Source organism: Pseudobdellovibrionaceae bacterium (genome assembly GCA_020635075.1).
GTDB lineage: Bacteria > Bdellovibrionota > Bdellovibrionia > Bdellovibrionales > UBA1609 > JADZEO01.
On sequence record JACKAM010000001.1, the window covers coordinates 612,692 to 637,611 of the forward strand.

Below are 24,920 nucleotides of genomic sequence, written 5' to 3' on the forward strand. Positions count from 1 at the left end.
AATGGCCATCCACCTCCGCTGGATGGCCATTTTTTGTACCGAATGGTGCTCTGTTTGTGAAAAAGAGGCAGAATCAGGTGCTCTCTGATCCTGCCTCAAACAAATACGGAGTTTTTGATCACTTTGTGATCGGGTTGGTTATTCCGTGATTCAATCTTGCTTTGTGTGTGTGGGGCAATACTACTGGCAGGCCGCTAAATCGACCTGGCGGGTTTCGGAGTTGATGGTGATCTCGGCTCGTTCACAGCTGGTAAATTTGACCGCTGCCTTGCCGATCACCGAACCTGAAAACTCAACACTCGCTGTGCCACTGACGGGATAACAACAGTTGGCTGGCTCCCATTTCACGTTGTCAAAACCGATCAGCGAGGTGAATTTGGCGATATTGTGATTGGTCTCCAGGTATCCACTGACGAATCGTTCAGAAGCTTCTTGGTTTTCGATAAAGATAATCGGCTGAGGCGTTCTCTGCGAGATGTCCACTTTGAGGAAGTATCCGTTGTAAGTCAGGCGGCGTCCCAGCATATGGTAGGAAAAGCCATTTTGTAGAAGTGTAAACAGCTCGGCGCCACCCATTTCCACATCTCTGTAGTCCTTGTGTTTCAAAGTGCTCACCGCACTGGTCACGCCATTTTTGGCGTTGACGAAAAGAATAAGGAAGCTATGAAGGAAATTGTCTCCCGGATCATCATTCTTACAGGTCGGATCAGAAAAAGTGAGAGATTGAAATCCATAGTAAAACACATCGGGATTGTCGGTGGCACAGGTATTAAAAAAGGCACCTTGCTTGCCGTCGGTACATTGGCGTAGATGAGCCCATTGGCAGGCCTCTTCGGCTGGTGCACCACCAGAATTGCTGCCCTGTGGATCGGTGATGTTCTGTTCCTTGACGTCCACTTTGCCAAGGGCTTTGCTGGCCCCTTCGATAGCCGCCGTGACCTTAAGAAAGTCCGCGTCCTGCATACCGCCGTAGTAATCGCCATTGCCTTGTCCGGTCGCTTTTGAGCTGGAGTCCTTATCGGGCAGGCAGCCCTGCCCGAGAAAGAGTGTTCCCGCAGTGATTGAAGCGACGAGAATAAGTAAATTGGATGTTTTCATCACTATTTCCTCGCCTTAGTCTTAATCACATGAATTAAAGGTCAGCTCTTCGACGCTACCATTAGAATCTGTCAGAGTGGCAGTTCCGCATCCCGTAATGTTGATTGTACCACTACGATTCACTCGTCCTGATATATCAATCTGCAATTGTCCCGAAATGGGGTAGCAGCAGACGTTGTCGTAGCCAATGTTTGCCACATTGTATTTCGCTTGAGCTTTTAGGAGGTTGTGGCTCACGACGACCTCTCCCGACTCGATTTGGCGATTCTGGGAGGAATAGGTGCCGCTCACGATGACCGGCTGAGTGGTTCTCACCGAAAAGTTCACCCACTCGCGGCCCAGGACTCCGCGATATATGCGGTGCTGACCAAGTATATCAATTTGATACTTATTGGTATCGAGAACCGTCAGCTTGCCGCCACCACCAATGGTTTGACCCAAATAGTCCTGGCGATTTTCGCTGGTGAGTTCCAACTGTCCCCACACGCTGGTGAACTTCAGATCATAGTTTCGAGTGATCTGAAGATCAGAGGCCGGGGCACAAGAGTTGTTGTTGTACTTGAGTTCCACAAAACCAACTGCCGTCGCTGGAGAAAAGGGAACCTGGCAACCCTCATAGCTGATGGAGCGAACGCCGTCCACACAGGGCTGAAAGGCAGCCAGTCCTGTGCAGATTGCTTTACCTTGAACCTTAGACGCTGGAGCGGGTGTGCTGCCGGTGTCGTCCGAAAACCCTTTGAGAGCGGCAAGAGCCGATTGGGCTGAGTACTGGATATTTTGTGTTTCATTGAGCCCGGAGTTTTCATCCGGATCCACATTTTTCTCACTACATCCGCATAGGGCCACCAGGGCCGCCGTCGCTAGACTGGGAATAATGACCTTAATAGATTTCATGATAAACTCCTCTACAAAAAGTGACTTCCTCTTATGCTTTAATTATAGGTCGGCCAGGCGCAGATATCGACGGACAAAAAATAGCGATAAAAGTGTAAAAAATACGTAAAAACAACAAGATATAAGATATTATGTAATCTACAATATTAGACTTTTGTGGATTGGAGACGGCTCAGGGTGGAGCGGGAAAAGGTGTGCCTGAGGCGTGGACCCCGCCCGTGGCTATGCAGGGCACCTCGGTTTTTAAGGTCCGCCAACAACTTACGAATCGCGGCTGGGGACAAATCCAGGAGTTGACCAGCTTGGGAGGTGGAGAAAGGGTGTGATCTCCATTTCTCTTTGAGGCGTTGGAGTTGGACTTCAGTTGCTGAGTAAATCCTTTTATTGGCTTCAACCCGGACACCTATTGGGCCCGAGGTTGTGAGTCGATACTGACCGTGGTCTTCATTTATATCAAGTGGGATTTGAGCTTCCTTGCACCATTGGCGAAATCTCTGAATGGCTTTATGAACGCGGTCTGGTGAAGTGAGGGGGTTGTAATACTCATTTGCAAACAGGTGGCCGAAAAGATTTCCCACGCCGAATGTGCGGTAGAAGTCCTGTGAGAGGACCATCAGCAGACGGTGGTGCAGTTGGGCTGGCTTGAGCCTGATCTCCCTGCTGGGATCCTCCCCGGTATGGAGATCAATGTAGCTTGATTCATGAGTCAAAAGTCTGCCGGGATGCCAAATATAGTGTTGGGGAGTGGGGCCATGGCCTGGAAAGGCGCGATGGAGTCTTTTGCGAAAGTCCAGGTAAGGCGTTCCGAAATAAAGGTGATCAAATAGATCGCTCTTGCCGCTGAATTCCTGCAAATAAAAATCGCAGTCGCGCACAGACTCCCAGTGCTTTATTTTTGTTGCTTCTCGCCTCAGGGCGCGCAGAGACGCCAGATTCTTTTGTGGCGATTGGCTGGTTTTAAGATCCAGCAGTACACGCCATTTTTTAACGAAGAAGTGTCCAATGGTCTTTGAGTGCTTGAGCGAGGCGTAGGATAAATCCAAGTGTTCACGAGCGAGCAAGAAATTATTTTGGTGAAAACAGACCTGAGCCATTAGCTCATGAGAGTTACCCTTGAGGAGGCTGAGGTTTCTTTTTGTCGTTGTCTTTAGAATTTTCTCCAGGAGATTTTGCGCTGCCTGATGCCTACCAACAAAAATATAGGAGGCCGAAAGATTCACTTTAGCGATGAGTTTTTGATAAGGGTCCACTGGTTTGGCCATAATGTATCGGCGGAGGTAGGTGATGGCTTTGCTGTACTGCCATCGGGTCATGTGGCTAAAGCCACGGTAGAGTAATGTCTGGGGAATAGTGTCAGTCTGTTTACTCTCCAATAGCTCAGAGGCCTCGCGATGAGCTCCCAGGCGAATCAAGGCAACTGCGTACTCGGCGCACTCCTGTGGGTTGGCAGGCGATCGGCTCTGGCCCTTGGGGCGCACGATGGGGTTAAGTAGGCGCAGTGCTAAGTTCGGCATATTCAGACGATGGGCCAGGTTGGCGACCGTGGGAGCCTGGCTGCGGGGAATCTTAGACAGGTTAAGAGCGCGCAGGTCCTGGCGGACCTTTTGGCCTTTGCCTGATCGCATCCATTCTTCCCACTGGCTCAGTTGGTCGACAAGCCTTTGGGTTTCGCTCATTCCGCCTTGCATTGAATCCCTTGAGGTTTTGAGAAGAAAGCTATTCTTTCATTTTAGGACAGCAGCCGTTCGAAATTAAGAAATTTGAAGGGAAATAGCCTGGCGGCGCGTTAGCTTAAGGAATTTTATCTTCGCCTAATATAGGGGGCACAAATGTGGGTCAGAATGTTCTTAAAAGGATCACTTATTAAGGAGGATTCCTAAAATGAACAATCAAAAGAAAGCCGCTGCTCAACCCCAAAAGCAAAACCTCGGAAAAACTCAGGTTAGCGCCATCAATACCAAAAAAGACCAAGCAAAGCCTATGCCTAAGGGCGGCGTTGGGACCCCAAAGAAGTAAGTTCACGGGCAGAAAATAGACCCTGCCATCAGGAATACTTGTCCTGGCCACAAATTTGATTTTAAAAGAACCCCAGGTCTGGTAGCGTTCCAGATCGGGGTTCTATGTATGTGATTTTTCTGGAGAGCCGTTCGAAACTCTCTGACCATCTCAATCGTGTCCTCAATGCGGAAGCCTTATCCTGCTTTAGCCTCTATAACTATGAGGATCTCGAATCCTATTTTGCCAATCAAACCTTGCCAGTTCCGGATGCCATTGTTTTGGATCAGGATTTTGAATTGAGGACGGCCACTCGGACAATCCCCGTTTTAAAAGAGAAGTGGCCCATGGCAAAACTTATGGTCCTGGCAGAGGTCCCCGGTGCCAAGGAGAGGGTCCGACTTCTACGCCTTGGGGCTGACGACTGTATGACCAAACCCATTGATGTGGAAGAGCTCCTTGTGCGCTTGCAGATTCTTTATCGTCGCCTACGGCAAAGCCAGAATGAATCGCAGTGGGGTCGAGAGGTCAACGTTCTTCTTGATGATAAGGTCAAAGACCTGATCGTTGATGGCGAGAGGCTCAAGTTAAATAATAAAGAATATCTTCTCGCCGAGACATTCTACAATCATCCGGGCAAAGTGTTTAGTCGCCTGATCTTGTTGGATATTGCCTGGGGAATTCAGTCAGATGTCGAGTCCAATGTGGTCGAAGCAACAGTAAGTAGTCTGCGAAGAAAGCTGGAAAAATCGAGAGCGGATTTGACTATCAAAAGCCGACGCAATGTCGGGTACTGGGCCGAAGAAATCGGAAATCAGGACAACTCTAATTAGTTCCCGGTCAGCTGCTTTTTCTTTTCCTGGTAATAGTCCCAGGTGCCGTCGTAAATGTGGAGTTCGTGTTGGTCCAGTTCGAAGACTCGCGTGGTAAGCTCACGCAGGAAGTGACGGTCGTGGCTGACCATCATGACTGTGCCAGGGAACTGTTTGATGGCTTCGAGAAGAACCTCGCGGGACTTGATATCCAAGTGGTTCGTCGGCTCATCGAGAACCAGAAAATTCACCGGGCGGGCAAGAATGGTAGCCAAGACCACTCGACTTTTTTCGCCACCAGAGAGAATTGAAATCTTCTTGTCGGCCTCGTCCCCCGAAAAACGAAAGGCTCCGCAGAGAGTGCGAATATACCCCATTGAGGCGTTATCCAGACGGGAGTCAATTTCTTCCACGATTGTGTTGTTAGGATTCAAAACGTCGAGAGAGTTCTGGCTGAAGTAACCGATCTCATTGCTCGGGCCGACGGTGTATTTGCCTTCGGAGGGTTCAACCTGGCCGGTAATGATCTTGAGGAAAGTCGACTTGCCGGCTCCGTTCACGCCTACTACCGCCACGCGATCAAGCCGTTTAACAAGAGCATTGGCGTGACGGAAGACCAATTTTTCTCCGCCTTCAGGAGTTGAATAGGTTTTGCCAAGGTCTTCAACCTTGAGAACTTCATCGCCACCACGCGGGGGAGTGGGCCATTCAAAACTCATGGTGCGCTCTTCTTGGGGAACCTCAATAATGTCGATCTTTTCCAATTTCTTGACCCGAGATTGAACTTGAGCGGCATGAGAGGCGCGGGCGGCAAAGCGAGCAATGAACTCTTTTTCCTTCGCCAACATCTCCTCTTGTCTTTTGGCGGAGGCGATCAATTTGGCTTCACGGACTTCTCTTTCTTTTTCGTAAAAGTCGTAGTTGCCGCCGTAGGTAGTGATTTTTTGATGGGCCACTTCGATGATTCGAGAAACGCAACGGTTCATGACCTCCCGGTCGTGGCAAGTCATCAGCAAGGCACCCTGAAATTGGGTGATCCAGGACTCCAGCCAAATGATGGATTCCAAATCTAGGTGGTTCGTGGGCTCGTCCATCAGCAGCACATCAGGATTCAGCAGAAGAATTTTGGCCAGGGCAATGCGCATCTTCCATCCGCCACTAAAGCTCTCAGTTGGACGGTTATAGGCATCCGGTCCAATTCCCAAGCCAGTGAGGATTTCAGCTGCCCGCGATTCCAAATCGTAGCCTCCGAGCCGTTCAAATTCCGCCTGAAGGTTACCGTACTCATCCAGGATCCGGGTCATTTCCTCGTCGTCCATGGGTTCAGCGAGTTGGGCTTCAATTTCTTGAAGCCGTTTCTGAGCCTCGGGTACCCTCGGGTTGCAGGATTTGACTTCTTCAATGGCGGTGCGGCCGCTCATTTCGCCGATGTCCTGAGAAAAATAGCCAACTGTGATGCGGTCGGGTTTGGTGATTTGTCCCTCATCAGGGGACTCCTCGCCAGTGATCAAGCGAAATATAGTGGTTTTGCCCGCGCCGTTGGGGCCAACCAGGCCCACTTTGTCTCCCGGATTTATTTGGAAGGAACCCTCCCTGTATAGCACTTTGGGGCCATAGTGTTTCGAGATATTGGAGGCATGTACCACTGGTTCCGCTCTTTCTGTTTGATTTGGGGGCTCCAGCCCCTGGGTATCAGGAATTGGGGAGTTTAGATAAATGACTTCAAAATTTCAAGTATTGGAGTTAGAAATGAACCCTGGATCTGGCTATCTTCGTTTGAACCCCACTATTGAGCCACTAGTTGCCGGCAGCCTTTGATCTGCTTCAAACCTCCCTGGATTTCCATGGTGGCTGATCGATCAGGGGGTTCGATTTCCTCAAAGGAAATACCCATTTTCTCCGCAAGACGGCGGTGAAGCTGCACGGTCTTGGCGCGAATTTTTTCCAGGCGGTTGTACATGATGACCGAGACGCGATCTTCAAAACGTGGGTCCTGAAACTCGTGAATAGTGCTGAGGTTGAAATACCTGCGATAGGCGACCTCGCGGACGCCTTTTGATGTTTGCACAAAGACGTCCATGTCGTTTCCAAAGAGCTTGGCCATGAGATCAACCATTCCCTTGGTGACGAGGGATTGGACCAGGGCGGGCTGGCCGGTGTTCATGGCATAGTTGCCCAGCTCCATGGCCGGAATGTGAGGGCCCATTTCGCTGAGGGAACGACCAATTTTTTCCAAAGACTGCGGAGGAACCATTTCCTCCAGGGCCAGCCGCCCGTCTGAGCCCTTGTCAGCCATATAGCCTCTTAAGAGCCCAGCGAGTCGCCAAGGCCTGCCGTCATTTTGGTTTTCGTACACCATTACGGAGAGAACATTTTTTTTGCTAAATTCGTCATTGATGAGCTCGATGATTCCCGAGTCCCGTTCGGCTACAAGATGAGCCTTGAAGTATTCCTCGAGCACAAAGTTGCGGGCCTGTTCGATGAGCCTTCGGGTACTGGGCAGCCACTGGCCATCCGGATTGACAATAGGTTGAATGTGAACCACCCGGTATGTGGTGGGGCCCACTTGAACATCTTTGGTCCAAGCCGTGTCGGAGAAAAAAATTTGGCCCTCACAGGGCTGGCTCAAGAGGAGGGCGGTAAAGAGGACGAGCAGTAATTGGCCCATAAGGATTCCTTCCTTAGCGGTGCCAATTCTTCCTCACAGCAGTTCATGAATTCAAATCCCATGCCTGCCAAAGCCCGCTATTGCGAGCTGTAGGCAATGTATCTTGGTTTTTTTGTAACTAATAAAAACGCGGGAACCAAAAACGGCCATAAGAGTCGTCAATAGCTCCAATAGAACGAATTATTGTAGCTTTAGATGGCTGCCAAATAAGTTCTTCACCTGGTGTTCATTGGCACTTCCGTACTCGATTCCAGTGTAGTCGGAGTGCAGGGTTTCAATAAGTACCCAGTCTTCAAAGGCTTCACGAGTGTAGAGTTGGACATCGACCTGACCGAGAAGAGCTTCGTAGTCATGGAAGACAATGCCTTCCGGTGTGGTGAACTGCAGGTCCATAAAAGCCTCCGGAGGAGCGTAGGCGGAGATGGTGATTTTTCTCTTTCGATCTCTCGATACGCCCGTGATTTCCCAGCGTCCAAAGTTGATGTCCACCTTCACTCTGTCCAGTTCCATAGGGCGCCACTTATACTCCACTCCTTTGTGTTTAAGGCCAATACAGACGCCTTCGTAAAAACTGGGAATGCCAAACACATGGGGTTGGCCGCCACCAATCGACAGGGCGGTATCTGGGTGGTCGTCAAATTTGTTGGACACGATCCATGCCCACCACTCGGGAAAGCGAGTTCCCCAGTTGCGATCCTGGTAGCAGGGGGCGTCTTTGAGTTCCACAAGCTCACCATCGGAAACAATTTTCCCTGAGCAACGGGCATCGGCCTGAGCTGGATACCATTCAATGTCGGTGAGACCGGCGCCGAGAATCCATCCTTCGGCATTGAATGCCCACTTTTTTTGAATCTCAATATCCCAGGAAAAACTTCGACCACCTTCATCAGTTACTTGCCCGATCAGAGTTTGGTCCGTGGCGTAGCCCATGGGAAGACTCACTGAGGTTTGATCGTAAAGGGCATTGAATTCATCAATGGCGTAGTGGTTGTCAGTCGTGATACGCTTTTCAAAGTCGCCAAAGCCAATGTAGGAACGAGAGCTCTCCAGGCCCATCTCACGATCCCAAGGATTCACCACGCCGTAGACGAAGTAGTAGGCTTTTTCTGTCTCCGGAATGACAACCTTGTAGTACCACCACTCAAACCAGGGTTTTTCATCCACCAGGCCACTTTTGTTTTCATGGTTTGCCTTGTTCCATTGGTAGTTGTTGAAAGGGTCAGAGGCGCTGGCTCCCAGGCAAAGGACAAGGGCGGCAATCACTAAAAGCAAGTGTTTCATGAGGTAATTCCCTTCGGCTTCATTTGTGAGAATTCGATGCTAGCAATAGAACCAATGGGAATCGAAGCAAAAGAAGTGAATGATGCGCCAGTTAAAGGGCCGAATGAGCGAATTCACCGGCAAGCTGGGGATGAAGCGGCGTTTCTCCATTCTGATGGGCTTTTTAGGTTTCCCGCCCTCATGGTCCATTTCACCTGGCGGAGTGCTTTCATTCCATTGAGAGGGTTCTCTTTCAAAAAGACCATGTCGGCGACCTTCCCTGGTGCAAGGCTTCCCAGATCTTGTTCAAGACCGAACATTTTCGCAGGTGTTGTGGTTGCCGTCCTCAGGATCTCTAAGGGAGAAAGGTCTGCCTGTTCCAGGAGTTCTAGTTCGAAAATCAATCCTACGCCGTGGAAAAAGCTCGTCCACAGAGGCCAGTTCCCTGAGTCGGAGCCAGCAACAAGAGGGATTCCAATCTGATGCATTTGCTTTAGAGCCTTAAGGGAGTTGTCGAGGTTCTTCTGGATAGAATTGGGATTCATAAAGATGGGGGCCATGGCTTTGGCGACAAAACCTGGGATCCACCAAGGCTTGTTAATAAGCACCATCTGTTCAATGACTTTCGTACGCAGGCCCTGGTCCATTGCGGATGCGACTTGCTGAGAGGGGACGAGCTGGCGGAGCCAGGAGGAGTCCATCTCAGAGTGATCCCACATGAGGAGCATCATTTTGTAAATCGCTGCAGTGGTGATAACGTAGGTCTTCTTTTGTAAGATTTGTCGTAGGATACTTTCGTCAGGGGATTCATCATAGTAGCCGGCGTGGACGAAGGCGTGTGGATCTAACGACAATGCAAGTTCGTGTTCTTCATTGGACATACTGTGAACATAGAGAGGTAGATTGGCCTTCTTTGCTTGGCTTTGAATCTCGCGTCGGAATTCGGCAGAGAAAGCCGGGAACACCTCGAAGGGTCCCATTCCTTTCTCAATAGTGACCTTGGCCCCTACTGGGTGAAGTGTCTTGGCTTTGGAAAACATTTGGCTCAGTTCAGCGGCAGAGCGGACCGCGGGCCAAAGATCATCATAAGTGTGGCCACGTTCGATGCTGGACGTAAAATAACCCTTTTCTGGAGATAGAAATGGGGCCAAGCCCAAAATCCGCGGAGAATTCCGTCCGGAATTAAGGACTTCGGCCTCCCGGAGGAGGGACTCCGGGGAAGCCGCATCCAGGACGGTGGTGACTCCGGCGGCCAAAAGAATGCCCAGATTGCAATTCAGCAGGGAATCGATTTGCTCTTTTGAGTTTTTACGTAATACCGCTCCAGGGACGGACTTAATGTGGACGTGACTATCGATGAGGCCAGGGATAACGAATGTTCCAGTTCCATCGATAAGTGTTTGAGCTTGGGATTTTAGCTGCTGGCCGATACGAGATATGCGGCCGTCGATGATTTCGATATCATGGGAGTCTTGGCTTGTTTCGCCCGATGGATCTACGATGATGACATTTCTAACAAGTAAGGAAGAGTCGCTACCAAGGGCAACTAGAGGACTGAACAGAAAGAGAATGACCAAGATGCTTAATTTCACGAACGACCTGTCTCTTACTTACGGCGTTTTTTAAGGCGAATCTTCACCGGCCCATCTTCTGGATCAAAATAGGCTTCATGGGCTTTGTATCCCTTTTTTCTGAGTTTGATCAAATAACTTTTTCCGGGTTCGACCGGAAGGTAGGTGGGCGTACGACGGTAGGCCTTGCGGCCATTCAACAAGATGTCAGCACCTGAAGGGACAGAATCAATGTGAATGCGGGTGTACTCTTTGGCCTTTTTGGACCGGATCGGTTTTTCGGTGCCCTTGGCTTCAGCATTTGCCCGGCTGTCCGGATCAGGGGCTGGCCCTTGTGTTTTGGAAGATGGCCTTCTTTGCTCAGGAGCCCCTACAGGGCCCTCCCCTTGATCCTGCGGAGGATTTGACTCGGCGATTTCCTCCTGAGCGCTCATTTCTGAGAGAAAATCCTGAACATCTGGATGCTTAAATACAAAAGCGGAAGCAATGAGAACCAGCAAAAGAGCGGGGAGGAGTAGGCTCCCTTCTTTCTTTTCCTTCTTCTCCTTGGCTGCATTGAGGATCTGCACGGCCTCAAAAAGGCTTTCTGCAGTTGGTTTTGTTTTACTGTTGCCAATTTCGTTGGTTCTGGGCTGAGTCAGTATGCGAGCGGGCTGAACAGAGTCGGCTGGGCTTAGTTGAGGCTGGGCCTCGACGGAATCCACAAATTCAGAAATCACTTTTTGATGGGCAATGATTTCATCTGAATATGCCACCTGCACGGCATCGCGGAAACTGTTGGGTACATAATCCGGGTAGTTTTTGTTGGAGAAACGGCGAAGCTCTGCTTCTAACTCTTCAGCCGACTTATACCTGTTGTCAGGGTCATGGGACAACATTCTATTGATGATGGCCTGGAGAGCTGGTTGATTGGGCAATTCGGTTGGGAGGTTCTTTGGGGCTTGCTCGCCCATTAGGTGGGCACGGATGGCATTGAGACCATCGCCCTTGTAGTAGCGTTTTTTGCTGAGCATCTCCCAAAGGACGATGCCAAGGGAATAGATGTCAGAGCGGGCATTAAGAGTGGCGCCTTCTCCATGTTCGGGACTGATGTATTCCACCTTCCCCATGACTGGATCTGTCTGAGTGTTGGCGTCTCCACCAATCACCTTGGCCACGCCAAAATCAATAAGCTTGATAGCGCCTTCGTAATTGACCCTAATGTTGTGAGGGCATAAATCACAGTGAATAACAGGACTTGAATTGCCAGTCTTGGGATCAATGAAATCATGGGCATAAGCTAGGCCAGCCGCCACAGAAATTCCAATGTGAATGATGTCGGGGACATCGAGTGAAATCGCGCCCTCGCAGTGGTATTCAAATATCCGGCGCAAGTCCACTCCGGGAAGGTATTCCATGACCAGATAGAGCCCACCATCGTGTTCGCCGACCTCGTAGATGGCGCAGATATTGGGATGATTGAGTTTGACCGCCACCTGGGCCTCTCGGCGAAAAAGTTTAGTGCGCTTGCGGTCCAAGGTGTACTCGCGGCGGATCTTTTTGAGGGCGACAAATTTACCCATGCCACCGACACCTGGATTGATCGCCAGGTAGACTTCACCCATCCCACCCTTACCGATGGATTTTAGAATGTGATATTTATCGACCCGTGGGTGTCCCAAATCCCCTCCAGTAGGTAAACCCATCCATTAATGCTATCGGCTAAACCGGTTTTGGCATTTATATAGATGGGCCTCCGGAGAGGGCTAGTTCCGTTCTTTAGATAGACTTTAGGAGGGAGGCCTCGACGATGGACAGGGGGTAAATAAGGAAATTTCTGTGACAAAGTTTCTCATTTTCTTGATGAAAGTAGAGGGAGTGGGATGGGAGATTGATGCTTCTGAAATTAGTGCAGATTGGATACAGGGGTCATGACAATGGCCCAGGAGACAGCTAAATAGGGGCTACCGGGAACTTGAATTTTACCCGCGGGGAGTAAGTATGAAACACCTTGGGAGCAGAGTTGTTATAATCCTGTTTTGGATCGTGTCCTCGATTGCCCTGGCCGGCAATGTCCAACAGGATTTTGAGGGAGCTTATCTTGATCCCCCTTACGCGGTTCACCAGCCCCCTAAGTATTCTCCCCCCACTTCAGGTCCAGAGGAGTCACGGCGATTAGATCGCGCCCTTGTCCGCAACGACGTTGAAGGCTTAATCAAAAAGCAGACTCCAGTTCGGGCACAGGAAAAGCGAGGCACGTGCTCGATTTTTTCCGCCACTGCTCTTTTAGAATTTCATTTGGTTAACATCTTTGACTTGGTTCCAACCTTGGACCTTTCGGAGGAGTGGTTGGAGTATTTAGCGACTCGTAATCGCACGACGGACGGTTCAAACTCCTGGAGAAATTTTGATTTGATCAATCAGCATGGTATGCCCGATGAGCAGTTGCTGCCCTATATCGGCCGTACCTGGAAGGTCGATGATCTACCGCCATTGGCGATTGAGCGCTGTGGTCACTTGAGGGGAGTTCCGTTTTCATCCTGTCTGCTTGGACACCGAGATCCCAGTTTGCTGCATGCCACGGATGCTCAGCTTCTTGATGTCAATAGCGGTCTCTATGATCCGGAGTTTCAAAGAGCTAGAGAAGCTGCTTTGGAAGTCAAACAGACCTACATCAATTATTCAGACCGGGATTACATACTTCAATATGTGAATCAGATTCAGGAGGCTCTCGATCAAGGTGAACCCTTGACGATGGGAGCAGGGTTCTACTACGGCTCATGGAATCACCGGACAGCCCCGGACCTGGGTATGCCTCGAGACATGAATAATTGGTACAAGGGCATTGTTGGTTATCCTGAGCCAGGTTCCGTAGACTCAGTTATGTCTCCCACCAAGGAAGCCGGTCACTCCATTGTTATTGTTGGCTATGACAACGAGAAAACGGTCCGTACGCGAGTGCGGATGACTGACGGCTCGACGAAGACGTTTACTTACACAGGCGTCTATTATTTTAAGAACTCCTGGGGCAAAGATGGGTTCGGTCGGGATTTTAGCTTTAGCGGACGGTCTTATCCGGGATATGGCATGATCACTCAGAAATATGCTCATGAGTATGGGACGTTCTTTCGTATGCCGTTGACGAGAGTAAGCAACAACTAGGCTTTTGAGGTAGGCCTTAGTAATTGTTGATCTCAGATGGGTCGCCATCATAGATCAAGGCCCCGGTAGTTTGATGTCAACCGTATCATCCTGAGACAATGGAGCGGCTGAAATAAGGTGTGTCAATATGAGCACTTTTTCAACAGCCGCCCATTCGTTGCTCATGCCCAAACCCTTATTCTCCTGCCTCTCGATTTTCTGGGGGGAACCAAGATTGCATTTACTCAGATTTCGAAGGTTTATGCGTTTTGTTAAGGGGAGCAGAAGGGAAGAGGGATAATCGCCGCCAGCGATTTTTCTGCGAGAGTGCGGTCATTCCATTATACCTGCGAGCACACGTGATTTGACGGGATTATCTAGCCCGCCAATGCAGGTCTATCCAATTAGTTCTTCGTAATTCTCTGTCAGGTAGGGAGATAGAGATGTTTGTCCATTGGAAACGGGAAATCACCCGTCGGCCCCTGTGGCTAGCGGTGATGCTACTTACGTCCCTGTTGGCCACGAACCAGCAGTGTTCCGACGTGCGCCTTAAGGCACCCGTTTATGAAACGGAGTTCAAAAGCCGGGGTTTCCCATTTCGACTTTATCCCCCGACAGACTACGAGCAAATCCGCCGGTATGTGATTTTGGTCGATATGTCCAAGTCGATGATCTCGGGTCCTTGTCCCTTCGATGTGGGCAACAAGCCTTTCTTTCAAACTCTGACTCCTTACAAGCCCTATGACCCAAACAAAGATACTGGCTCAGACATTAACGATGGCCGAGCGGCCGCTCGTGGATGCTATGTGGATCCCGAATTGCCGACCAGCCCAGGTGGGCAAATCGTCCCAGATCCTTATCAATTTGGAATGCAGTACGGAACATTTAAGGGTAACGACTTTGAGGGGGCCCGGCTGGACGTGGTGGAGACCTGGGTTACACAGCTGAGAAGAGGGCTGACCGCCCGGGCACAAAAGAACACGCAAATTATGTTGGTTCCAGTTTCCGGTGGGGTGGCTCAGGCCCACCTGGATAACCTTGATCCCATTAAACGACGATTTGTCGGCCTTAACGACTCTACTGTAGACGAGACACTTTCTTTTTTGAGGGGTGAGTCGCAAAGGAATATCGATTTGGTCCTGGATCAAGGCAAAGAGGGACGGTGGACTGAACTGGGCATGGGAACGACAGCCCCCGGACAGGTCTTTAGCGACGTGTTTATTCGCATGGATGAGGACATGAAACACCTAAACGACCTGGGCCTGCTCTCCCAAGCCACCTACAAGGTCATCTACTTGAGTGATGGTTTGGTGACGCCCATTGGTCAAAACATTCAAGACGTTCTCTCCATCAATGACGACTGCGATGGCCAGGAGTTGCCTGGGTATTGTTCGTCCCTGGTTTCTTCCATGAAGCGAGCGTGGGGAGAACCCAGCTTGAATAGTATGGCCGCTCTTGACCTCAAGCTTTCGCTGATTCAAAGCCTGCCAAAGTTTTATGGTTCTAGTCTTGTCGAGCTTGACTTGATACAACTTCAGCCGGAGCGGGTGGCCCAGGCCGATCCGGACAACACCGGCGTATTTTCAACACTGGCCGAGATGGCAGAAGATCGTCACAGTCACATAGGATTGTGGGAGCTATCGAGTTCGGAGCCACCCTTTGATTTGGCGGCTCCCGAGTCTGAGACAAAACTCTTTAAGATGACCAATCTTTTTATTCTCAATCCCAATGTTCGATTGGACCAAAACGGTCAGGTGCGAGTGGACACGGACGGGGATGGGCTGTTTGATTCTGAGGAAATTAGTCTGCAACTGGATCCTCATCAGAGTCGAACCAATGGCTACTGCCTGGATAGTCTAATGGCCCGCCAATCCTTTGCCCCTCGCTGCCGCAGTTTTGCCTATGGTTCAGCCTGTGATCCCCAGTTGGATTCGGATGGAGATGGTTTGAACCAATGCGAGGAAATCATCTTGGGTACAGATCCCTTCGATTTCGATACGGATGGCGACTCTATTCCAGATTTCTTTGAGTGGATGTATGGATTCAATCCCCTGCGAAGTGACCGTGATCTGGATACCAGCGGTGACGGAGTTCCAAATCTGGTCAACTTTGCAGCTGGACTTGGTCCCAAGCACTACTATGGGGAAGTCCAAGCAGATCAGCGGGGCAGTTATGCCATCGACTTTATGGATATCGAGACCATTGAGGACGAGGAATTAGGGCAAGTGATGGTGGAGCTCTTTCATGTTCAGCTGAAGAACATCCTGGCCGCTCCCATGCCGGCTCTTGATTTGATGTCGCGAGACACTCTGTTCCTGAGCAGGCTGAATCGGGACTTTACCAATGTGGCCACGGTGCAGATTCCCGAGAGGCATCAACTCCTCAACTGTAGTGTGAAACCATTGACCAATCGAATTTTGGTGCTGGCACGGATGGTTGATGAGAGCCAGCCCCAGCTAGCCAGTTGGCGAATCATGAAATTCCACCTGTCGGAATCAAGTTCTGGACGAGGGCTTCAGCTGGACCTGTCGGCCTTTGAACTGATGAGGGTCATGGACATCAACTACAATAGCGGAGGAGGGCAGTAATGGTAAGAATAACTGACCTTATCCTCATTGCGACTCTAGTTCTCGGATTGTCCTCTTGTTCAGATGTGCGTTTGGTGCAGCCTCAATACGAGGACCTGGTGTCTCAGGCGGATTTTTTGGTGAAATCATCCATCTGCCCACAGACGGATCTAAAGCCAGCTCGCAACACCAAGTTCGTATTCATGATTGATATGTCTGTTTCCAATATTGGTGGCTGGGATCATCGGGCTGGCCCCGAGGGGCAGCGAATGAGCTACTGGGACCCCAGTAAAAACTCCGATATTGATGGACGGCGCTTCGATTACATTAAGGAATTCCTCAATGGCTGCGCGGCGCAGAGCGGAAATGAATTTGCGATCATGGGGATGAGTCATACTGCCGGCACTATTATTCAGAGTGGTCCGAAGAAGAGTCTGTCTTGTAACTCCCAGTTTGGCAATTCAGGGGTGGCCTCCGGTATTGTCGACTCGTTTAAGCAGGTGCAGATGGAGGAGAGGCCTTGGTACGAGCAGTGGACAGAACATTATTTGACTTCCAATGATTGGCCCGGGGTTCTTGGTGCCACTAGCTACAATTCTGCTCTTGCCTGTAGCGAAAGTTTGATCGCCGAGGAGTTGACGTCAGACCGCCATATAGGCACGGACTACTATCATTTATTTATGATCTCTGATGGCACTCCCAACGATGGATATAACAAAGGCTGCAATCGTCTGCCGGAGGCAGAGAGGCAGGATTGCTATTTGTCGGGAATCGAGGATTACACCAGCTATTTAATGCAATTAGGAATTGCCAAGAACAAGACCATGAGAATTCACGGCATTAGTTATGGTCCCAATCAATCGGCCCAGAGCGAGTTTCTCAACACGATTGCCCGCTATGGCAATACAGGTAAGGCCATCGAACTGTCCAGCGTTGCTGATTTCCCAGAGGCGCTTTGTCGAGCAGTGGCCAGTCAGGCGGCCGTCGATTATCAGGCGGACTTTGTGATGGCCATCAATCTGACCACGGTTCGTCGCGGGAATAAGCTTGTTGCCGACAGTGACATGGACGGATTGAGTGACGAGGAAGAGGTGGCCAAAGGATTTGATCCTCAAATTGCACGCAGCAGTCAGGCACTTGGGGTTTTGGATGGTATTTGTGAGCGTATTGGGGGCAAAGATATTTGCCGGCACAAGCGCGATCAGTTGAATTGCAGCCCAAGTGTTTCTCAAGAAACAGGCCTTAGCGACTGTGACATAAAGATTCTGGGTCTTGATCGGCTGAGTCAGGGACCAACCCAGGGGCTCGACTCCGATGGAGACGGGATGCCTGATCTGGTGGAAATTCTCAAAGGCACAGACCCAGGATTTTCTGACATGAGTGAAGATCCTGATGGCGATGGGGTGGCGACCAGGGCGGAGCTGCTCGCGGGCACTGATCCCTTCGGCAAAGAAGGGCCTTTGACCATTGCCGAGACCGCGAGGATTCATACGGAGTACGTGGGGCAGGTTGATGGCGATCCGGATTGTAGCTACGGCGCCTGGCAGATGAAGCTTGAGCACATTCCGGTGGCACCCAATCGATCTGCATCACAGGGCCTCAGTCCTAGTTTTTCTCACGAAGAGAATACTCATGTTTTGTTCTTGTTTTATCGCCTCAATGCCGTGAATGCTCAAACTGAGAATAGTCGATTCTATGGCACCTACCAGAAGGTGCGATATCAGTACCGGGAAGATTTGATCAATGCCCTGGATGGGACGGGCCAGTCTATCCTGAGGCAAAGACTCATACCTCTTGGATCAACGGATCTGATGTCTGGTGACTTTCGCCTGATCGGGGAGGTGGCGCAATGAGGTGGAATTGCATTATCGCCAGATCTTCGGTCCTAGTATTCCTGTCTGTCCTGGTGCTGAATTGCTCGGATGTCCGACTGATGGAAAAGTTGGAGCAGGATAGAAGGGTATCGTCCTTTGTCTACGGCAAAGAAACTCTCTGTCTTCCGGAAGATCAGACTTTGGTGTCCTTTCAGGTTTCTAATCTCAACGCGGTAGTTTACAAGGGCCACCTGGAGCACGACTCTGACGGTGATGGGCTGCCGGATATTGAAGAGGCCAAGCTGGGATTTGACCCCCTGAATTATAGATCTCAGGGAGTCCTATCTGATCGCCTGTGTTTAAACTCCACCGGGCAGTCTGATTGTGGAGCAATGGATATTCAGTGTGACGGCCGGGAAAATGCCCTGGGAATTTCTGAGTGCGATCTCAAGGCCGCAAGATTAGATGAGCTTTACGATCATCCCGATCAAGGTTTGGATTCGGATAAAGATGGGGTGATCGATTTGGTGGAAATCCGTGCAGGTGGATTTCCCGGAATCGATGATGAAGGCAATGACCTGGATGGAGATGGCGTCATTAATCGTGAAGAGTATCAGCAGGGGACAGAGATTCGACGTTTTGACCAGGACCTGCCTGAAAAACATCGGACTTTGGTGGAAGTGAACAAATTGGCCGATGGGGCTAAAGGTTGCGCTGGACAATCCTGGCTGATTAATCTGAAACAGGTTCCCCTTGTGGTCACTGAGGAGTATATTGACCCCCAGGATAACACGAGGGAAGGGATTGAAAGATCTCATCGCCAAAAGGGTAATATCATTCTTATGGTGTTTAAGACTCGCCCCATTCTTGGCAATGGAAACGCCAAAGTTTGGTACCGATCCGTTGAAGCAGTTCATTCGGTGGAGGCCATGTTTCAGCCCATTGGTTTGAGGCAGGGGGATTTCCAACTGGCCGGGGAAGTGGAGCCCTAGTGATGATTAATTTGACTAAGATCTTTGGACTGATAGTCGCGAACGCCCTTGCTGTGACCACTCTGCTATTGGGTACCTCAGCATTTGCCAAGTCCTATCCGGATTGCAAAACCGAGGATCGGCGTCAAAAGCAAGACGATTTCTGTCCGCGTACTGAGGGCACGACTCTGGATCATTGTTGCCCAGAGGATGTGCGCCGGCCGACGCCTTTTCAATGTCGCTACTCTGTAGGCTCAACGGAGACCTATTATACGACGACCTCGTTCGTTAAGTGCGTTGATGGCAGCAATGTGACTAAATACTGTTGTGGTATTCGCTCCCGTGGGTGTAAACGCGATTTGATTGTGAAGTCCTTTATCTCGCGCCTGATCAAGCGTCGTGGACAGTGCTGTTTTGAGGGCTGTCCTTCGGCGGACTATTGGCGATCTCCTCCTGCGGACCCGCAGTTCACCCCTGATCATAAACTTGGGGACGCTGGAGATCGTTACTGTTCCACGGGGCCCAACCGCCCAAATAGTTGCCCAGCAGATCTAGTTATGTGTTCTGCCATTGACTCCTCTAATCAAAGGTGTCCGGTTGTTCCTTCTCCACCGTCGCCACCAACACCGCCAAACCCCAACCCTCCAAATCCGCAGCCGCCGGGACCAAACCCACCCTCGCCACCGACGCCACCCACCCCGAGTCCTCAGCCTCCGAAACCGCCGCCACCGCCGCCACCACTGCCCCCATCCCCTCCGGTGGAGGAGTAATCTGGACTTGGTTCCTTCTCCGAGCAGGCCTAGAATCAGGGGATGAAGCTTCTCAACGTCGTTGCCTTTAAAAAGCGGGACTGGTTTTTAATCCTAGTGATTCTGCTCCTTGTTGCCTTTGGCTATTTCTCTGAGCCCGAGGACGAAGATTCAAATGACCCTCAGGAAACGACCCAGCCTGTCTCAAATTGAGACAAAAAAATCTGCGCAACTTTCTCAAATCCCCTGTGTTGCTAGCTTAGTGTCTCAGTTCAATCCATGGGTTTTCCAGTCGGAACGTTTTCTCACCCAGCTGAACTGAGGGTGGTTGCAGGAAGCTTGGGCGCTTCCTGCGTGTTCAATTACTAAAGGGTGTGTTTAGAATGAAATTCACTACACGGACGGGTGCTGTGCTCGCTAGGGCAGGCATGGGTGGCTTTTTGTGTGTTCTGTTTGGCTGCGCTCCCCAGCCGGATCAAGGTGTCAACTATCAGGTATTAACTCCCAACTACGAGAAGGTATATGACCCTGGCGAAGTAAGGGACATCACCATTCAGTTTACTTCGGAGCAATGGCAGGTACTACAGGACTTTGTTGACTCGAGTGGGCCCAGTGGGTTTGACCTGGATTATATCTATACCCAAGCAGACTTGATTTACGAGGGGCAGGTGTGGCCAAGCGTTGGAGTTCGCTTTAAGGGCAACTCCTCCTATTCCCAATTCTGGGAGAAGAAATCCTTTAAGATTAACTTCGAGGAGTATGTAGAGGGCAATCTCTTTTATGGCCTAAAGAAGCTCAACCTCAATAATAGCTTTAACGATCCATCGATGATGAGGGAGTGCCTGGCTTATAGCATTTTTGCTGAGATGGGTCTGCCGTCCTCGCGCTGCAATTACATTAACCTCTACATCGATATAGGTGATGGTAAAGAAGCTCAACTTCTTGGTCTCTACGCCAATGTGGAACAGGTGGATGTGAGATTTCTGCGTGACCGTTATGGAAATCAGGCCTCTCGGGGTAACTTGTATAAGCCCGAAATAGGCAAGTCGGGTCGCTGTTCGGACCTTTCCTGCTGGACTGATGGGGCATCGGAAGTCGACATCCAGAAGCGGACCAACGAAGAAGATGGTGACTATTCGGACATCAAGTCATTTATCACCCTGATTCAGAGCCTCTATAACAATGGACAAAGTGACGCCTCCCGAATTCAGTCTGAGTTGAGCCAGGTTTTTAATGTGGATTTATTTCTGCGCTATCTGGCCGTTGGCAACATTCTGACCAACTGGGACTCTTACCCCTCCATGGCTCATAACTACTACATTTATAACAACCCGGTTAATCCCATCTCCAGCGGGAAGGATTACTGGGAAATCATCCCCTGGGACTTGAATCAGTCCTTTGGGGGTTTTACCAATGGGGCCACAGCAGATCAATTGATCCAGTGGAAGTGGTGTTCTCCGGGGATGTCGGCTCCTGAAAGAATGCCGATTCTCGTCCATTTGGTCATGACTGTGCCGGAGTGGAGAGAACAATATCGGCAACACATTGCCAACTCCGTTATCGCCGGGGGCGTGTTTGATCCAGTAGAGACACAGACACTGGCTCAATCGATTTTTGATCTCATTGATCCATATGTGCGGCAGGACGGGAATCTCCAGTGTGGCAGTGAGGGACACAATTGCTTTGAGGATGGATTTACAACGGGGAACAGCTCCTGCTTTTGCCGATGGAGTGGACCAGGCCAATATTCTCTGTCTGCGTCCACTCGGGGAAGTTCAGGGATTACGAGCTACATTCGTGACCGGGTCAACTTCCTAAAAGCCAATGTGCAAGTGGTCTACAACTATCCGGGGGATGCCTCCCAGGACTGCCAGTGGCTAAGAACAGGCGCTCTCGGCGGTGGACAGCAACCTCCCGGCGGTGGACAGCAACCTCCCGGCGGTGGACAGCAACCTCCCGGCGGTGGACAGCAACCTCCCGGCGGTGGACAGCAGCCTCCCAGCGGTGGGCAGCAGCCTCCCGGTGGTGGGCAGCAACCTCCCGGTGGTGGGCAATGAAAAACCTCAACTATCAAAAGATTTTGGGAAAGATGCTTCGCCAGATGCAAGGGATCGGTTTAGCGCAAATGGACACTATTCAACTGTTGAATCGGCACGACATCAAGTTTGTATTTGAACAAGGCAAGCTTCTCCCGCTCCTCATTTGTCTTTCTCGTCATTATAGAATTCTAGAGGTAGAGGGGCAGAGAAGCTTCAAATATAACACCCTCTACTTCGATACCCCTGACTTCTTTCTCTATCGACAGCATCACAACGGTAAGAAGAACCGTTACAAGGTCAGGGTTCGTCGCTACTTAGACAGCGGTGAAATCTTTTTGGAGGTCAAATTCAAATCGAACAAAGGGAAGACCCAAAAAACCCGAAAGTTGATTGCGGAAGTCCCATACGTACTGGATGCTCCCGCCTATCAGGAGGTCCTGAAGCCAATGGGAAGAGATCTAGAGATCGGGGTGAGAAATTTCATACCCACGCTTTGGACCAACTTCCGAAGGATTACCCTTGCCAATCCTGAGGACGGAGAAAGAGTGACCATAGATTTGGATCTTTGCTTTAAATCCGAGATTACGGGAGGAAAGGTGGAGAAAAAATGTGGATTGGTCATTGCCGAGTTAAAAAGAGAAAAGGCGGCCCAGCCGTCAGAGTTTCAGGTGGTGGCGAAAAAATTGGGAATTCTCCCCTCAGGCATGAGCAAGTATTGCCTGGCAGTCGGGCTGCTCAACCCGGACATAAAATCAAATGAATTTAAAACAAGAATTAGAAGCTATTTAAACTCTGACGTGGAGAAGGTGTCATGACAGTCACGGACTTGGAATCAATTCAATTTTTAGGAAGCCATTTGATCAACTTTGCGTCGATGGGTGAGTTGCTCTATCGACTGACAATTAACCTTACTGTGTGCGCCTTTATCGTGAAGGGCATCTTTTTGCCGATTTACCGGGATCGCAATTATGTCTTTGCTCTTGGCTTGATCAACATATCAACCTTTCTCATCTGTCTGCTGATGAGCGGAGTAAAGCTTAAGATTGGTTTTGCCTTCGGCCTATTTGCCGTATTCTCTATCATTCGCTACCGAACGGAACAAGTGCCGATTAAGCAAATGACCTATCTTTTTCTCGTAATTGTCGTGGCAGTGATAAATGCCTTGGCGAACTCCGAAGTGTCCCATGCAGAACTCATTTTTACCAACGCATTTGTGGTTGGCCTTGTCTACTACCTGGATCGGATTTGGTACAGGCAGAGAGGTGGCGTTAAAACCGTTCGGTATGAAAAAATTGATCTGATTCGGCCAGAAAACCAGGCGCAACTCTACGCGGATCTGCGGCGGCGCACGGGTTTGAATATTGTACGAGTCGATGTTGTGGAAATCAACTTTCTCAATGATACAGCAGAGATTCGCATTCACTTCGACAAACCATCTGAGGTGGATTTCTCTGTCGCGGCATAGTGTTTGTTTAATTGTTAACGAAATTGGTGATTTATGAACGGACTTATTGGACGAGTGTGGGTGGTGTTCGGAGTTATGATGCTGAGCCTGCAGGTTTCAGCGGAAAACCTGAAGGTAAAGATTGTTAAAGTTTCCCTGAAAAACAATCTCGTGGTGGTTAACAAGGGAAGCAGCGACGGTTTGGAGAGGCACGATCAGGCTCAATTTATTGCCAACAAGCAGGTTGTGGCCCAGGGCAAGCTGGTAAAAATCAAAGAGGGGCAGTCTCTGTGGAAGGTCAATCGCCGAGCCAAAGTTAGACGGCTAGCTTCGGCCGAAAAGGTAAAACTGAATTTATTGGAGGGGCGGCAGATGGAAAGCCATGGCCGCCTCACCAAAAGTGACAAGCCAAAGCATAGATTTAAAGTCGGCCTAGGAACGGAACAGCTTTCCAATCGATTTCGTCTTTCTGATGACGACCAACAGCGTTTCGAGTCAAACAGAGCGGAAGATCAAACGTCGAGAAGATATGTGGGAATGGACTCGGTGGCGGATATGGCGCTAGTGCCAACACTCAAAATGTCTCACGAGTTTTCAAAGAGTTTTGAGTTGGACTACGAGTTGGCCTACCACATGATGAGCAAAAACCAGGATGCCTCATATCTAAAAGGCGGTGGTCAGCTGACCTGGGATTGGGCTGGTGGCAGGGAGCTCAAGATCGAGGGGCGTGGGATGATAGATTACCACCAAGACAATGATCTGTCCGGTGCCGTCGACAAGGATAACAATGGTAATATCTCAAGTAGTGAGCGTATCTATGATCAGGCTCGATTCAATGAGTTTGAAACCGAATTGAGTTATCAAACCAGGGCTTTTGATCAAGGGTCTCATCAAATCGACTTGAGCCCCTTTCTTGGCTATACGGCCAGGGTCTTTGATGAACCCTTTGGAAATCAGGATCGATCCGGAATGTTCGCGGGCGGGAGGGTGAGCTACCGGTTTAACAAAGAGATCAAGGTCATTGCAGGAATTCGCTTGGAGAAATTGTCGACGGGGAGTGGACAGGAGCTCACTCTGGTGGACGAAGTGAGTGCCGGAGCGGACCTGAATAGCGATGGGGTTCAGACGGATAATGCTGCTTTGGTGACGAGTGTTGACCGCTCCCAGTCCCGAAGGACTCTGAGTCTTGGTTGTGAGGCTAAGGTGAGTCGGTCCGTGCGGCTGGAGTTGGGCTATAGCCAGCGTGAAAGCCAATACAGTACCGGAAACTCAGCGGACCAGAAGCATTTTGGGCAGACCAAGGATAGGACACGAGTGGAGTCAGCTCTGCGATTTGATTTAAGCGATAATATAGACTTGAAGCTTGGACATGAGATGGTGCGAGATACAGACTTCAATGAGAGCACCACGAGCTTGGGACTTCGTTATGTTGGTGGCTTTTAGTTAAGATCGGACTTAGGTTTGTTCGTCAGCCTCGAACTTATGGGATCTCTAGTACTATATTATTCAAACTCAAAAATTTCGCTGGTAGTTGCCGATGCGCGCGACAAAAATTCATTTGCTGAAAAAAAAGTGTTGCAAGTCTTTGTCAAATGGATTTAGCATTAATGTACTCTATTGAAAGGAGGCACCAGTGATTAAAGCAATTCAAACAGTATTTGGCATCGTCGGCGAGTTCACTGCGGTAGCTTCCTTTTGCCCCATGATGGGGGATTCCGGCATGGGCATCCTCCTTCGGCTACGCGATCGAAAGCATTAAAAGCCGCCTAAGATACCAAAAAACTTAATAGATTGCGGGCTCGTCCAATACGTCGAGGCCCCACCTTCGTGTCGATTTGGATTTGTCTGTTGGCAGATTGGTTTCGAGCGAATACGTGGGCCTCCGTTTTGGTCCAGTCCACCACCAACTGCACATTCA

General features: G+C 50.0%; 19 protein-coding genes. 10 read left to right on the top strand and 9 right to left on the bottom strand.

The features are described 5' to 3' along the window. Positions 1–180: 180 nt before the first annotated feature. The 3 genes from H6624_02630 to H6624_02640 all read right to left on the bottom strand — a co-directional run bounded on the left by H6624_02630 (position 181) and on the right by H6624_02640 (position 3,668). Positions 181–1,098 carry a hypothetical protein gene (locus tag H6624_02630; protein MCB9083207.1) on the bottom strand — a complete coding sequence of 306 codons (918 nt, stop codon included), beginning with the start codon at positions 1,096–1,098 and terminating at the stop codon, positions 181–183. A gap of 21 nt (positions 1,099–1,119) precedes the next feature. After that, entirely contained in the window at positions 1,120–1,992 is an 873-nt protein-coding gene (locus tag H6624_02635) for a hypothetical protein (protein ID MCB9083208.1), read from the bottom strand. A 146-nt stretch (positions 1,993–2,138) separates the two neighbouring features. Then, positions 2,139–3,668, bottom strand: a complete 1,530-nt coding sequence (locus H6624_02640) for a hypothetical protein (GenBank protein ID MCB9083209.1) — start codon at positions 3,666–3,668, stop codon at positions 2,139–2,141. A gap of 444 nt (positions 3,669–4,112) precedes the next feature. Here H6624_02640 and H6624_02645 point away from each other — a divergent pair, with 444 nt between their 5' ends. Beyond that, positions 4,113–4,820 (top strand): response regulator transcription factor, encoded by a 708-nt coding sequence (locus H6624_02645; protein ID MCB9083210.1) that lies wholly within the window; start codon positions 4,113–4,115, stop codon positions 4,818–4,820. On the opposite strand, the gene H6624_02650 is transcribed toward H6624_02645, so the two are convergent. From H6624_02650 to H6624_02670, 5 genes are all read right to left on the bottom strand, one after another. Further along, entirely contained in the window at positions 4,817–6,445 is a 1,629-nt protein-coding gene (locus H6624_02650) for an ABC-F family ATP-binding cassette domain-containing protein (GenBank protein MCB9083211.1), read from the bottom strand. The two genes, H6624_02645 and H6624_02650, sit on opposite strands and share 4 nt — an antisense overlap. Positions 6,446–6,585: 140 nt before the next feature. Continuing rightward, the gene (locus H6624_02655; GenBank protein MCB9083212.1) at positions 6,586–7,467 is read right to left on the bottom strand and encodes a hypothetical protein; all 882 of its coding nucleotides are present in this window, start codon (positions 7,465–7,467) and stop codon (positions 6,586–6,588) included. A 180-nt stretch (positions 7,468–7,647) separates the two neighbouring features. Then, entirely contained in the window at positions 7,648–8,748 is a 1,101-nt protein-coding gene (locus tag H6624_02660; protein ID MCB9083213.1) for a hypothetical protein, read from the bottom strand. 113 nt (positions 8,749–8,861) lie between these two features. Then, positions 8,862–10,319 (bottom strand): amidohydrolase family protein, encoded by a 1,458-nt coding sequence (locus H6624_02665; GenBank protein MCB9083214.1) that lies wholly within the window; start codon positions 10,317–10,319, stop codon positions 8,862–8,864. Positions 10,320–10,333: 14 nt separating this feature from the next. Then, positions 10,334–11,959: a serine/threonine protein kinase gene (locus H6624_02670; protein MCB9083215.1), complete on the bottom strand. Its 1,626-nt coding sequence runs from the start codon at positions 11,957–11,959 to the stop codon at positions 10,334–10,336. 319 nt (positions 11,960–12,278) lie between these two features. On the opposite strand from H6624_02670, the gene H6624_02675 reads away from it, so the two are divergent. The 4 genes from H6624_02675 to H6624_02690 all read left to right on the top strand — a co-directional run bounded on the left by H6624_02675 (position 12,279) and on the right by H6624_02690 (position 18,791). Then, entirely contained in the window at positions 12,279–13,439 is a 1,161-nt protein-coding gene (locus H6624_02675) for a C1 family peptidase (GenBank protein ID MCB9083216.1), read from the top strand. Positions 13,440–13,861: 422 nt separating this feature from the next. Then, on the top strand, positions 13,862–16,006 hold the full coding sequence (locus H6624_02680; GenBank protein ID MCB9083217.1) for a hypothetical protein: 2,145 nt from the start codon (positions 13,862–13,864) through the stop codon (positions 16,004–16,006). Beyond that, a complete protein-coding gene (locus tag H6624_02685; GenBank protein ID MCB9083218.1) occupies positions 16,006–17,838 on the top strand; it encodes a hypothetical protein in 1,833 nt (610 codons plus the stop codon). Before H6624_02680 ends, H6624_02685 begins: the two co-directional genes overlap by 1 nt. After that, positions 17,835–18,791, top strand: a complete 957-nt coding sequence (locus H6624_02690) for a hypothetical protein (protein ID MCB9083219.1) — start codon at positions 17,835–17,837, stop codon at positions 18,789–18,791. The genes H6624_02685 and H6624_02690 overlap by 4 nt, the downstream gene beginning before the upstream one ends. 558 nt (positions 18,792–19,349) lie before the next feature. Here the strand turns inward: H6624_02690 and H6624_02695 are convergent. Continuing rightward, a complete protein-coding gene (locus H6624_02695; protein MCB9083220.1) occupies positions 19,350–19,520 on the bottom strand; it encodes a hypothetical protein in 171 nt (56 codons plus the stop codon). A gap of 62 nt (positions 19,521–19,582) precedes the next feature. On the opposite strand from H6624_02695, the gene H6624_02700 reads away from it, so the two are divergent. The 5 genes from H6624_02700 to H6624_02720 all read left to right on the top strand — a co-directional run bounded on the left by H6624_02700 (position 19,583) and on the right by H6624_02720 (position 24,445). Beyond that, positions 19,583–19,732, top strand: a complete 150-nt coding sequence (locus tag H6624_02700) for a hypothetical protein (protein ID MCB9083221.1) — start codon at positions 19,583–19,585, stop codon at positions 19,730–19,732. A gap of 170 nt (positions 19,733–19,902) precedes the next feature. Next, the gene (locus H6624_02705; protein MCB9083222.1) at positions 19,903–21,576 is read left to right on the top strand and encodes a CotH kinase family protein; all 1,674 of its coding nucleotides are present in this window, start codon (positions 19,903–19,905) and stop codon (positions 21,574–21,576) included. Continuing rightward, a complete protein-coding gene (locus H6624_02710) occupies positions 21,573–22,373 on the top strand; it encodes a polyphosphate polymerase domain-containing protein (protein ID MCB9083223.1) in 801 nt (266 codons plus the stop codon). The genes H6624_02705 and H6624_02710 overlap by 4 nt, the downstream gene beginning before the upstream one ends. Continuing rightward, complete coding sequence (locus H6624_02715) at positions 22,370–23,023, top strand: DUF4956 domain-containing protein (protein MCB9083224.1); 654 nt, start codon at positions 22,370–22,372, stop codon at positions 23,021–23,023. The genes H6624_02710 and H6624_02715 overlap by 4 nt, the downstream gene beginning before the upstream one ends. Positions 23,024–23,056: 33 nt before the next feature. Further along, entirely contained in the window at positions 23,057–24,445 is a 1,389-nt protein-coding gene (locus tag H6624_02720; GenBank protein MCB9083225.1) for a hypothetical protein, read from the top strand. Positions 24,446–24,920 lie beyond the last annotated feature (475 nt).